The sequence below is a fragment of the Micromonospora costi genome (assembly GCF_003626655.1).
Classification (GTDB): Bacteria; Actinomycetota; Actinomycetes; order Mycobacteriales; family Micromonosporaceae; genus Micromonospora; species Micromonospora costi.
This window is the reverse complement of sequence record NZ_RBAN01000010.1, coordinates 61,239-73,236: the sequence shown is the minus strand read 5'-3', so window position 1 is coordinate 73,236 and position 11,998 is coordinate 61,239. Positions and strand designations below refer to the sequence as shown.

Below are 11,998 nucleotides of genomic sequence, written 5' to 3'. Positions count from 1 at the left end.
TGATCTAGCGGCGCCGGCCGGACCGGCCGCCCTGCGCGGCCCGCCCCGGTACGGCGTGCACGCTCTGCTGTGCCTGCTGGTTCTCCCGCTCGGCGTCCCAGCGGGCGTACGCGTCGACGATCTCCCCGACCAGCCGGTGCCGGACCACGTCGGAGCTGGACAACTGGGCGAAGTGGACGTCCTCGACGTTGGCGAGGATCTCGCGGACCACCCGCAGGCCGCTCGTCGTCCCGCCGGGCAGGTCGACCTGGGTCACGTCACCCGTCACGACGATCTTGGAATTGAAGCCCAGCCGGGTGAGGAACATCTTCATCTGCTCGGGCGTCGTGTTCTGCGCCTCGTCGAGGATGATGAACGCGTCGTTGAGCGTCCGCCCCCGCATGTACGCCAGCGGCGCGACCTCGATCGTGCCCGCTGCCATGAGCTTCGGGATCGAGTCCGGGTCGAGCATGTCGTGCAGCGCGTCGTAGAGCGGCCGCAGGTACGGGTCGATCTTCTCGTTGAGGGTGCCGGGCAGGAAGCCCAGCCGCTCCCCCGCCTCGACCGCGGGCCGGGTGAGGATGATGCGGTTGACCTGCTTGGCCTGGAGCGCCTGGACGGCCTTCGCCATGGCCAGGTAGGTCTTGCCGGTGCCCGCCGGCCCGATGCCGAAGACGATGGTGTGCGCGTCGATCGCGTCGACGTAACGCTTCTGACCGAGGGTCTTGGGACGGATGGTGCGGCCGCGCCGGGAGAGGATGTTGAGCGTCAGGACCTCGGCGGGCCGCTCGGCGCTGCCCTGCTCGAGCATGCCGACGGTACGCCGGACGGCGTCAGTGGTCAGGGTCTCGCCTTTCTCGATGAGTTCGAGCAGCTCACTGAAGAGGCGCTCGGCGAGGGCATTGTCCGCGGGCGCCCCGGAGATGGTGATCTCGTTGCCGCGGACGTGCACGTCACTGTTGACCGAGCGTTCGACCAGTCGCAGGATCTCGTCACCCGCGCCGAGCAGGTTGACCATGATCTTGGAATCAGGGACCGTGATCCTGGTCTGCACCTGGGGCGGGCCGGGAGGTGGGGTGCCGGTCATAGGTCGGGCCGAGGGGCCCTGTGCCACCTGCTCTCGATCTCGGCGCCGGCCCTGGTGGCGCGGCGTACGGACGTTCCACCCATCGTATCGGTTCAACACCCGCAGCACCGTGCGCATTTCCGCGCCCCGGGCGCCGGCCGGCGGTCAGGACGAACAGCACGAAAAACGGCAGAACCGCGTGGGGTGCGGGGGCGGCACGCGGCCGCCCCCGCACCCCGGCGGGCGTCACTCCCGGGCCGTCACTCCCCGATGCGGAAGTCGTACCGGTCGAAGGTCTCCTGGTGACGGGTGAACCGGTAGGTGGCCCAGTGCATCCGTACCACCGCGCCGCTCTCGTCCCGGGTGAGCCGCAACAGCTCGCCGGCCTCCCGTCCGGAGACCGTCCGGAACACGTCCTCCCGGTCCGGCACCGGCGCGAAGACCGCCGGCGGCTTGCCGGCCGGGTCGTCGGCGCCGCGGGCCCGCAACGCCCCGTCGTGCCAGGAGAAGACGTACTCGTAGCCCTCTCCCCACCAGCGGCCGAGCAGCCCGCGCAGCGGCGCGGGGGCCGGCGCGCCGGGCCGCCACGGCTCGATCTCCGCCGGGTCGTGCTCGACCGCCGCGGCGAGCAGCCGGTGCGGCAGCTCGAGGGCCTCGCCCGCGGTGCCGGAGGAGAGGAGGACCGCGCAACCCATCGCGGCGGCCGTCCCCTCCCCGCCGCGCCGGCCGTAGACGCCGGCCAGGAAGCCCGGCATCGCGCCGTCGTGCCCCACGTGCACCACCCGCTCGCCCTGCGGCACCAGGATGAGCCCGAGCCCGAACCCGCCCGACCACAACGTCTCGTCGGTCACCGTCACCGGCCAGCGCATCTCGTCGAGGGTCGACGGGGCGAGCACCCGGCCGGCCGCGTCGAGCGACGCCGGGTCGGCCAGGAAGGCGGCCCACCGGGCCATGTCCCCGGCGGTGCTCCACAGCTGCGCCGCCGGCCCGACCGCGCCGAAGTCGGTCGGCGGCTCGGGACGGGCCTCGTCGGAGTACGCGTCGACCAGGAAACCCGTGGCGGCCCGCCGCCCCGGCGTCACCGTGGTGCGGGTCAGCCCCAACGGGGTCAGCACCCGCTCGGTGAGCACCTCGGCCCACGTGCCGCCGCGCAGCTTGCCGACCATCCGGCCGAGCAGGGCCATGCCGAGGTTCGAGTAGTGGTAGCGGCGGCCGGACGGCAGCACCCGCTCGGCCCGGGCCAGGTCGGCGAGGAGCCGCTCGTCGTCCGGCGCGCGCAGCGTGTCCCAGACGTCCCCGTACGGCTCCCGTTGCAGGCCGGCGGTGTGCGAGAGCAGCCGCCGCACGGTCAGCTCGCCGTGCGCCGGCAGATCGAGGTGCCGGCCGACCGGGTCGTCCAGGTCGAGCAGGCCGTCGTCGCGGCACTGGAGGGTGAGCACGGCGGTGAAGGTCTTGGTGACCGAACCGATCCGGAACGTGGTCTCCGGGTCCAGCGCCGTGTCGTTGCCGGTGCCACCGACAGTGCACGTCCACAACGGCCGGTCGGCCCGGTGCAGCGCCGCCGAGATGGCCGGGACCCGGGAGTGCGCCTGCACCCGGCGCACCATCCGGTCCAGGCGCTCCGCCACCGTGCTCATGCGACGTCCCGCGCCAGCATCGGGCCGAGCGGCGCGCCGCCGAGCAGGTGGGCGTGCGCGTGGAACACCTCCTGGCCGCCGTACGCCCCGGTGTTGAACATCAACCGGAAACCGTCGCCGAGGAGCCCCTCGTCCTCGGCCACGGCGGCGGCCGTGGCCAGCACCTCACCGGCGAGCGCGGGATCGCCCTGCGCGAGCGTGACGACGTCCGCGTAGTGCTCCTTCGGGATCACCAGCACGTGCACCGGCGCCTTCGGGTCGATGTCGCGGAAGGCGAGGGTGGTGGCGGTTTCCCGGACGACGGTGGCCGGGATCTCCCCGGCGACGATGCGGCAGAACAGGCAGTCGGATCCCATCCGGGCATGCTAAGCGCTGGCCCGGGGGCCTGTGGGCGAGCCCGGGCCACTCCGGCATGATGGCGCGCGTGACTTCACGGGCGGTACTGGTGACGGGTGGCTCGCGCGGCATCGGGCGGGCGGTGGTGAAGGCCTTCGCGGCCGGCGGGGACCGGGTGGCGATCCACCACCGGGACTCGGCCGAGCTGGCCGAGGACCTGCGGGCGCAGCTGCCCGGCGAGGGGCACGTGGTCGTCCGGGCCGACCTCGCGGACCCGGACGCCGTGCGGGCGATGGTGGACGAGGCCGCCGACCGCCTCGGCGGGCTGGACGTGCTCGTGAACAACGCCGGCGTGTTCGGGCCCGCGGACCCCCCGCACCCGGTCTTCGAGAGCACCTACGAGCAGTGGCGGGAGCGCTGGCGCGAGGTCCTCGACACCAACCTGTTCGGCGCCGCCAACGCGGCCTGGTGCGCCGCCCAGCACATGCGCGAACGGGGCGGGCGGATCGTCAACGTCTCGTCCCGGGGCGCGTTCCGCGGCGAGCCCGCGAATCCGGCGTACGGAGCGAGCAAGGCGGGGATGAACGCGATGGCGCAGTCGCTCGCGGTCGCCCTGGCTCCGTACGGCATCGCGGTGGCGTCCGTGGCGCCCGGCTTCGTCGAGACCGACATGACCAACGAGCACCTGAAGGCCGAGCGGGGCGCGGCGGTCCGGGCGCAGAGCCCGTTCAACCGCATCGCCCGTCCCGAGGAGATCGCGGCGGCGGTGCACTGGCTGGCCTCCCCCGAGGCCGAGTGGGCCTCCGGCACCATCGTCGACCTCAACGGCGCCTCCTACCTCCGCACCTGACCCCGCGCGGCACCCGCGCCGGGGAGCGAGGGCGCCGAGGGCCTGGTGCTCCGGGGGCGGGACGCGGGGGGCGGGCGGGTTACCAGCGGGACAGGCGGGTGGACAGCACTGCGAGGGCGGCCACGCCGGCCGTCGAGGTGCGGAGCACGGAGTCGCCGAGGCGTACCGGGCGGGCGCCCGCGGCGCTGAACGCGTCCAGCTCGGCGGGCGCGATACCGCCCTCGGGGCCGACCACCAGCACGATCTCGCCGGTGTCCGGCAGGTCGACCGTGGTGAGCCGGTCCGTAGCCTCCTCGTGCAGGACGAACGCCGCGGTCGCGCCGGCGATCCGGCGGGCAACCCGGTCGGTCGACTCGTCCGGGGAGCCGGCCAGCACCGGCAGCCACGGCCTGCGGGCCTGCTTGGCCGCCTCCCGGGCGGTGGACGCCCACTTCTCCCGGGCCCGTACGCCCCGCTCGCCGCGCCACTGCGCCACCGAGCGGGACGCCGCCCAGGGCACGATCTCGTCCACCCCGACCTCGGTCATCGCCTGCACGGCCAGCTCACCCCGATCGCCCTTGGCGATGCCCTGCACCACGACCAGCCGCGGGACGGGCGCGTCCACGTACCCCCGGGAGGTGAGCGCGAGGTCGAGGCTGCCCCGGCCGACGGCGGTGACCACCGCGGCGGCCGTGCCGCCCCGGCCGTCGGCGAGCAGCAGCTCCTCGCCGACGCGCAGCCGTTGGACGGTGGCCGCGTGGTGACCCTCGGGACCGCCGAGGGTGAACGAGTCCCCGACGGGCAGCGACTCGACGAGGAACAGTGGCGCGGACACGACGGTCAGGCTAGCCGCACCGGCGGGCGCCGGGGCGGCGAGGTGCGAACAGGGACAGCCGGATCAGGCGTGGCCGTTGAAGGCGTCGCGCATCCGGGAGAAGAAACCGCCCTGCTTGGTCAGCTCGGCGACCTCCTCGCCCCGCGTCTTGGCGAAGTCGCGCAGCATCCGCTCCTGGTCGGCGTCGAGCTTGGTGGGGGTGCGCACGTCGAGGTGGACGTACAGGTCACCCCGCCCGGTGCCGCGCAGGTGCGGCACGCCGCGGGCGCGCAGCCGCAGGGTGCTGCCCGGCTGGGTGCCGGGCTTGACGTCGACGGTCTCCTCGCTGTCCAGCGTCTTGATGGTCAGCCGGGTGCCAAGTGCCGCCGCCGTCATCGGCACGGTGACCCGGCAGTGCAGGTCGTCGCCCTTGCGGGAGTAGACGTCGTGCGGCCGCTCGTGGATCTCCACGTAGAGGTCGCCGGCGGTGCCACCGCCCGGGCCGACCTCGCCCTGCTGGGCCAGCCGGATCCGCATCCCGTCCTCGACGCCCGCGGGGATCTTGACGGTGAGCGAGCGCCGGGTGCGCACCCGGCCGTCGCCGGCACAGGTGGGGCAGGGGTGCGGGATCGTGGTGCCGTAGCCCTGGCAGACGGTGCACGGCCGGGCGGAGACCACCTGGCCGAGGAAGGTGCGCTGCACCGACTGCACCTCGCCCCGCCCGCCGCACGCCTCGCAGGTGGCGAGGTGGGTGCCGGCGGCGGTGCCGGCGCCGGAGCAGGTGGTGCAAAGGACCGCGGTGTCGACCGTGATGGGGGCCTCGACGCCGAACGCGGTCTCCTGGAGGTCCAGTTCGAGACGCAGGATCGCGTCAGCGCCGGGCCGGGTACGCGGCCGGGGACCGCGCGCGCCACCGGCCGCCCCGCCGAAGAAGGCGTCCATGATGTCCTGGAAGCCGACGAAGGGGCCGGCGCCGCCGGGGCCACCCGGACCACCGGCGCCCCCGCCACCGGGCGCGAGGGGGTCGCCGCCCAGGTCGACGATCTGCCGTTTCCGGTCGTCCGAGAGGACCTCGTACGCGGCGTTGATGTCCTTGAACTTCTCCTGGGCCTCCGGGTCCGGATTGACGTCCGGGTGGAACTGGCGCGCCAGCTTGCGGTAGGCGCGCTTGATCTCGTCGTCGGAGGCGTCCCGGCTCACGCCGAGAATGCCGTAGTAGTCCCTGGCCACTGCGTTCCGTGTCCTCATGTTCGTCTCGCGTTGCGCCGGCCGCCGGCCGGGACCGGCCGTCGGTGCTGCCTGGTCAGTTCTGGGCCAGCAGGTCGCCCACGTAGCGTGCCACGGCCCTCACCGTGGCGATGGTGCCGGGGTAGTCCATCCGGGTCGGCCCCAGCACGCCAAGGCCGCCGACGATCGTCGCGCCGGGGCCGTAGCCGGTGCTCACCACGGAGGCCGCCCGGAGGTTGTCGATCTCGTTCTCGTCGCCGATGCGGACCCGCATCGTGCTGGGCTCGACCTCGCCGATGAGCTTCAGCAGCACGACCTCCTCCTCGAGCGCCTCGAGGATCGGTCGTAGCGAGCCCTGGAAGTCGAGCAGGCCGCCGCGGGTCAGGTTGGCCGTGCCGGCCAGCGCGATCCGTTCCTCGTGCCGTTCGACCAGGGTCTCCAGCAGCACGCTGGAGAGGGTGGCCATGGCCGGCCGCAGGCCGGGGCTGGCCTCGTCGACCAGCGCCTGCACGAGCGGCGGCGTGTCCGACAAACGGGTGCCCACGAGCTTCTCGTTGACCACCCGGCGCAGGTCGGTGACGTCCTCGGCCGGGATCGGCGCGGGCATCTCGACCAGTCGCTGCTCGACCCGACCGGTGTCGGCGATCATCACCAGCATCAGCCGGGTGGTGGAGATCGGCACCAGTTCCAGGTGCCGCACCGACGAGCGGGCCAGGCTCGGGTACTGCACGACGGCGACCTGCCGGGTCAGCTGGGCCAGCAGGCGCACCGTGCGGTGCACCACGTCGTCGAGGTCGACGGCGCCGACGAGGAAGCGCTCGATCGCCCGGCGTTCGGCCGGGCTGAGCGGCTTGACCCGGGACAGCCGGTCGACGAAGAGCCGGTAGCCGCGGTCGGTGGGCACCCGGCCGGCGCTCGTGTGCGGCTGCCGGATGTAGCCCTCCTCCTCGAGGACCGCCATGTCGTTGCGGACCGTCGCCGGGGACACCCCGAGTTGGTGCCGCTCGACCAGCGCGCGGCTGCCGACCGGCTCCTGCGTGGCGACGTAGTCCTCGACGATCGCGCGGAGCACGGCGAGCTTGCGGTCGTCGAGACCCATCCTCCCCACCTCCTACGCGCGTCGGCCCCCGGCGCTGCGCACCGCGGGCGGCGTTCCTGGCACTCGACTGTAGCGAGTGCCAGTCTACGTCGGCGGGCCCGCCGACGCGATGATCAACGACGGACCGCCGGTGCGGTCCGTCCCACGTCGCGGCGCCCGGACCGTCGGGCGGGGGCGCAACCGGTGGTCGCCCGATCGGGCGTGCCGGCCCGGCGGTGTCGCTCTGGCGTGACGTTGCCGGCGGCCCCTACCGTGACGTTCATGACTGAACCACCTCGCCCTCCCGGCGCGGGTGAGCCCGGCGGCCAGCCGTCGGACCCGACCCTGCCGCCGCCCGCACCCGGGCCGTCCGCCTCGGACGAGCCGCCCACCGCACCACTGTCCGGGGCCCCCGGCCCCGGTGGCTATCCCCCGCCCGGTGGCTATCCGCCACCCCCCGGTGGCCCGCAGTCACCGGGCGGCTACCCGCCCCCGGGTGGCGGCGCCCCGCCCGGGGGCTACCCGCCGCCGGGCGTCGGGTATCCGACCGGCGGCGGCTACGGCCCGCCCTCCGGCTACGCCGGCAACGAGGACAAGACCTGGGCGCTGGTCGCGCACGTCGGCGGCGCCGCGGGCATGCTCCTGAGCGGTGGCGTGCTCGGCTGGATCGCCCCGCTCGTGGCCATGCTGGCCCGGGGCAACCAGTCGCCCACGGTCCGCGCGCACGCCGTGGCCGCGCTCAACTTCCAGCTCGTCTGGTCGATCGTCGGCCTGGTCGGCTGGATCCTCTCCTGCATCCTGATCGGCTTCCTCGCCGTCGGGGCCGCGGTGATCATCGGCACCGTGTTCGGCATCATCGCCGGGATCAAGGCCAACGAGGGCACTCCGTACCGCTACCCGATGTCGGCGAGCCTCATCAAGTGATCCCGACCGGCCGCTCCCCCGGCCGGTCGGGCACCCCTACGGCAGCAGGTCCCGCACGACGGCGTCGGCGAGCAGCCGGCCGCGCAGGGTGAGCACGGCCCGGCCGGCCGCGTGACCGGCCGGGTCCAGCAACCCGTCGGCGAGGGCGCGGTCGGCCGCCGCCCGGCCCGCCGGGTCGAGCACGTCCAGCGGCAGTCCGGAGGCGAGCCGCAGCCGCAGCATGACGTCCTCCATGTGCGCCTCGTCGGGATTGAGGATCTCCCGGGCCAGGCCGGGCGACGTGCCCGCCGCCAGGCGCTGGGCGTACGCCGTGGGGTGCTTGACGTTCCACCAGCGCACCCCGCCCACGTGGCTGTGCGCGCCCGGCCCGAGCCCCCACCAGTCGCCGCCGGCCCAGTAGAGCAGGTTGTGGCGGCACCGGGCGGCGGGCGTACGGGCCCAGTTGGAGACCTCGTACCAGGAGAAGCCGGCGGCGCCGAGCGCAGCCTCCGCGGCCAGGTAGCGGTCCGCCGCCACGTCGTCGTCGGGGTACGGCAGCTCACCGCGGCGCATGCGGGCGGCGAGCCGCGTGCCGTCCTCCACGATCAGGGCGTACGCGCTGACGTGGTCGACCCCGGCCGCCACCACCTCGTCGAGCGAGCGGGCGAAGTCCTCGGCGCTCTCCCCCGGCGTGCCGTAGATCAGGTCGAGGTTGACGTGGTCGAACCCGGCGTCGCGCGCCTCGGTCGCGGCGGCGGTGGCCCGGCCGGCGCTGTGCCGCCGGTCGAGGATCGCCAGCACCCCGGGCGCGGCCGACTGCATGCCCAGCGAGATCCGGGTGTAGCCGGCCGCGCGCAGCGCCTTGAGCGATTCGGGTGTGACCGACTCCGGGTTGGCCTCGGTGGTCACCTCGGCGTCGGACGCCAGCCCCCAGGTGCGGTCGACGGCGTCCAGGATCCGGGCCAGGTCGTCGGCGGGGAGCAGGGTCGGTGTGCCGCCGCCCACGAACACCGTGTCCACCCGCGGCGGCGGGGTGTCGCCGAGCACCCGGGCGGCGAGCCGCAGCTCGGCCAGCACGGTGTCCGCGTACTCCTCCCGGGTGGCGCCCCCGCCCAGCTCGGCGGACGTGTACGTGTTGAAGTCGCAGTAGCCGCAGCGGCTCGCGCAGAAGGGCACGTGCACGTACACGCCGAAGCCGCGCGCGCCGACCTCTCGGGTCGCGGTGGCGGGCAGCGCGCCGTCGGCGGGGACGGGTTCGCCTTCTGGAGGGACGCCGGGCATGGCCACTAGTGTGCCCGGCATGACCTCTCCCGACGCGCTGGTGCGGGTCGCCACGGCCCTCGGGGTGACCACCCTCACCCTCGACAGCCCGCACAACCGCAACGCGCTCTCCACCCCGCTCATGACGCAGCTGCTCGCCGGCCTGGCCGCCGCGGTGGCCGACGACGCGGTCCGGGTGATCGTGCTCGACCACACCGGCCCGGTCTTCTGCTCCGGCGCGGACCTCAGGGAGACGGCCGCCGCGTACGCCAGCGGGACGGTGCCGGCGGGCATGCTGGGCGACGTGCTCGCGGCGGTCTGGGAGTGCCCGAAGCCGGTGCTGGCCCGCGTGGCCGGTCCGGCCCGCGCGGGCGGGCTCGGCCTGATCGCCGCGGCCGACGTGGCGGTCTGCGCCGAGGAGGCCACCTTCGCCTTCACCGAGGTGCGGATCGGCGTGATCCCCGCGGTGATCTCGGCGACCGTGCTGCCCCGGCTGCACCCGCGGGCGGCGGCCGAGCTGTACCTGACCGGGGACACGTTCGACGGCCGCCGGGCCGCCGAGGTCGGCCTCGTCACCGCGGCGGTGCCCGCCGAGGCGCTCGACGCGACGGTGGAGCGGTACTGCGGGTCGCTGGTGCGGGGCGCGCCGGGCGCGCTGGCCGGGGCCAAGCAGCTGCTGCGCCGGCCGCCCGCCGTCGACCTGCGCACGGAGATCGCCGAGCTGTCCGCGCTCTCGACCGGCTACTTCCTCTCCGACGAGGGCCGGGAGGGCGTGGCGGCGTTCCGGGAGAAGCGCCCGGCACGGTGGGTGCCGGCGGGCGACTGACGCGCCGGCGACGACGGCCGGGACGTGACCTCCGGGCCGCGTCCCGGCCGTCGTGCGCGGGTCACCACGCGGTCGCGCCGCCGTCGACCGGGTAGTTCGCGCCGGTGATGTACGCGGCCCGGTCGGACGCGAGGAAGACGACCAGCTCGACGACCTCCTCGGGTCGGGCGAAGCGCTTGACCAGCGTCTTGTCGGTGATCGCGTCCCGGGCCGCCCGGTCGTCCCCCAGGTCGCGTTCGCTCGCCGGGGTCAGGACCGGCCCGGGGCTGACGGCCACCACACGGATCCCGTGCGGCGCGCCTTCCAGGGCGAGCTGTCGCGTCATGCCGATGATCCCGGCGTTGGCGGCGGCGTGCGCGACCATCGGGGGAACCCGGCCGCCGATCATGCCGGCCATGGACGCGGCGTTGACGATGACACCGCCACCGCGACGGATCAGGTGCGGCCATGCGAACTTCGACACGTAGAAGGGAATGTCGAGCTCGCCGGTGATGGTGGCCCGCCAGTCCTCGACGGAGAAGCCCGGCATCGGCCCGAAGCGGAGCGAGGCCGCGTTGTTGTAGACCACGTCGAGCCCGCCGTGGACCGCCACGGCGTCCTCGACGAGCCGCCGTACCTGTTCCGGATCGGTGAGGTCGACCGGCGCGAGGCCCGTCATCTCGCCACCGGCACGGCGGACGAGTTCGACGGTCTCGTTGTTGGCGTCGACCTGGATGTCCGCGCCGACGACCCGCGCGCCCTCGCGGGCGAAGGCGAGCGCCGCGACGCGTCCCAGACCTCCCCCGGTGCCCGTGATGAGCACGACCTTTCCGTCCAGCGTTCCCATGGAACTCCTCCTTCCTCCTGGGCCGGTCCGGGCGACCTCCTGCGCGGGCCGTCCGGGCCGTGCCCCCGGGACGGCCCGTGGAGCCGCCGGCCGGGTAATTGACATGTCAACACCAGGCAACCGCTTGACGCGTCAAGCACTTCCGGCCCCGGTGGCGCGGTGGCGCAGGCGACAGCACGGGCGGCGAAGGAATTCCCATTCGGGCCGGAACCGGACGGGGGACGATGCGCAGGTGAGAGCGCGTCCCGGAGGGGAACGTCCGGCGGGTGCGGGCCGGGCCCGGCCGGTCCAAACCGGCCGGACGACCCGGAGTGGCCGGATGGGGACGTACGCTTGTCGAATTGTCGAACAGGGGGTGCGGGTGCGAACTCGGACGGTCGTGGCGGGTGGGGTGGTTCTCGTCCTGCTCGCCGTGGTGGGTGTCCTGGTCCTCGTCCGGCGGATCGGCGGTGAGCTGCGTCTGCCCCTGGCCAGCCGGACCTGCACCGTGCAGGCCGACGGCCGGGTGGTGCTCGACGCCGACCAGATGGCCAACGCGGCGACCATCGCGGCGATCGGCGCCCAGCAGGGCATGCCCGAGCGCGCCGTGGTGGTGGCGCTGGCCACCGCATACCAGGAGTCCGGCCTGCGCAACCTGCCCGACGGCGACCGCGACTCGCTCGGCCTGTTCCAGCAACGCCCCAGCCAGGGCTGGGGGACGCCGCAGGAGATCCGCGACCCGCGTTACGCGGCCCGGCGGTTCTACACGGCGCTGAAGAAGGTCCGCGGCTGGGAACGGATGCGGATCACCGACGCCGCCCAGCGGGTGCAGCGCTCCGCCTTCCCCGAGGCCTACCAGAAGTGGGCCGACGAGTCGGAGGTGTTGAGCCGCGCGCTGCTCGGGGACGTGACCGGGGCGGTGGCCTGCACGGTGGCCGGCAACCCGGTGATGCGCGGTGAGGCGGCGGCCGCCGCCCTGACCCGGAACCTGGCGCTGGACTGGGGGGTGGCCGGCGCGGTGCCCGCCGAGCTGACCGGCCTCACCCTGGCGGCGTCCGACCAGCGCAACGGCTGGCGGTACGCGCACTGGCTCGTCTCGCACGCCCAGGACCACGGCGTCAAACGGGTGCGCTTCGGCGGCCTCGAGTGGACCGCCCGCGACGGCGGCTGGAGCGAGGTGACCGGTGACCCGCAGGCCGGCGACCGGGTGGTCGCCGAGGTCTTCGCCGACGGGTGAT

Annotated in this window: 12 protein-coding genes; 4 read left to right on the top strand and 8 right to left on the bottom strand. The window is 74.4% G+C overall.

Features of this window, described 5'->3' with window-relative positions; translation table 11 throughout:
• Positions 1-4 precede the first annotated feature (4 nt).
• From D7193_RS31505 to D7193_RS31495, 3 genes are all read right to left on the bottom strand, one after another.
• Positions 5-1,066 (bottom strand): PhoH family protein, encoded by a 1,062-nt coding sequence (locus tag D7193_RS31505; protein ID WP_120783313.1) that lies wholly within the window; start codon positions 1,064-1,066, stop codon positions 5-7.
• 239 nt (positions 1,067-1,305) lie between these two features.
• Positions 1,306-2,682 (bottom strand): serine hydrolase domain-containing protein, encoded by a 1,377-nt coding sequence (locus D7193_RS31500; protein WP_120783312.1) that lies wholly within the window; start codon positions 2,680-2,682, stop codon positions 1,306-1,308.
• Positions 2,679-3,038, bottom strand: coding sequence for a histidine triad nucleotide-binding protein (locus tag D7193_RS31495; RefSeq protein ID WP_120783311.1), 360 nt, complete (start codon positions 3,036-3,038; stop codon positions 2,679-2,681). The genes D7193_RS31500 and D7193_RS31495 overlap by 4 nt, the downstream gene beginning before the upstream one ends.
• 68 nt (positions 3,039-3,106) lie before the next feature.
• Between D7193_RS31495 and D7193_RS31490 the strand changes: the two genes are divergently transcribed.
• Entirely contained in the window at positions 3,107-3,868 is a 762-nt protein-coding gene (locus tag D7193_RS31490) for an SDR family NAD(P)-dependent oxidoreductase (RefSeq protein ID WP_120783310.1), read from the top strand.
• Positions 3,869-3,947: 79 nt separating this feature from the next.
• Here D7193_RS31490 and D7193_RS31485 read toward each other — a convergent pair whose 3' ends face one another.
• The 3 genes from D7193_RS31485 to hrcA all read right to left on the bottom strand — a co-directional run bounded on the left by D7193_RS31485 (position 3,948) and on the right by hrcA (position 6,987).
• Complete coding sequence (locus D7193_RS31485; protein ID WP_120783309.1) at positions 3,948-4,682, bottom strand: 16S rRNA (uracil(1498)-N(3))-methyltransferase; 735 nt, start codon at positions 4,680-4,682, stop codon at positions 3,948-3,950.
• Positions 4,683-4,745: 63 nt separating this feature from the next.
• Positions 4,746-5,891 (bottom strand): molecular chaperone DnaJ, encoded by a 1,146-nt coding sequence (gene dnaJ, locus D7193_RS31480; protein ID WP_174242789.1) that lies wholly within the window; start codon positions 5,889-5,891, stop codon positions 4,746-4,748.
• 73 nt (positions 5,892-5,964) lie between these two features.
• Positions 5,965-6,987, bottom strand: coding sequence for a heat-inducible transcriptional repressor HrcA (hrcA, locus tag D7193_RS31475; protein ID WP_120783307.1), 1,023 nt, complete (start codon positions 6,985-6,987; stop codon positions 5,965-5,967).
• Between the two features lie 261 nt (positions 6,988-7,248).
• Here hrcA and D7193_RS31470 point away from each other — a divergent pair, with 261 nt between their 5' ends.
• Positions 7,249-7,890, top strand: coding sequence for a DUF4870 domain-containing protein (locus D7193_RS31470; protein WP_120783345.1), 642 nt, complete (start codon positions 7,249-7,251; stop codon positions 7,888-7,890).
• A 36-nt stretch (positions 7,891-7,926) separates the two neighbouring features.
• Here the strand turns inward: D7193_RS31470 and hemW are convergent, their stop codons facing one another.
• Positions 7,927-9,150 (bottom strand): radical SAM family heme chaperone HemW, encoded by a 1,224-nt coding sequence (gene hemW, locus D7193_RS31465; RefSeq protein ID WP_174242788.1) that lies wholly within the window; start codon positions 9,148-9,150, stop codon positions 7,927-7,929.
• 19 nt (positions 9,151-9,169) lie between these two features.
• Here hemW and D7193_RS31460 point away from each other — a divergent pair, with 19 nt between their 5' ends.
• Positions 9,170-9,955 (top strand): enoyl-CoA hydratase-related protein, encoded by a 786-nt coding sequence (locus tag D7193_RS31460; RefSeq protein WP_120783305.1) that lies wholly within the window; start codon positions 9,170-9,172, stop codon positions 9,953-9,955.
• Between the two features lie 61 nt (positions 9,956-10,016).
• On the opposite strand, the gene D7193_RS31455 is transcribed toward D7193_RS31460, so the two are convergent.
• Entirely contained in the window at positions 10,017-10,781 is a 765-nt protein-coding gene (locus tag D7193_RS31455) for an SDR family NAD(P)-dependent oxidoreductase (RefSeq protein ID WP_120783304.1), read from the bottom strand.
• Positions 10,782-11,136: 355 nt separating this feature from the next.
• Here D7193_RS31455 and D7193_RS31450 point away from each other — a divergent pair, with 355 nt between their 5' ends.
• Positions 11,137-11,997 (top strand): hypothetical protein, encoded by an 861-nt coding sequence (locus D7193_RS31450; protein WP_120783303.1) that lies wholly within the window; start codon positions 11,137-11,139, stop codon positions 11,995-11,997.
• The last annotated feature ends 1 nt before the right edge of the window (position 11,998 follow it).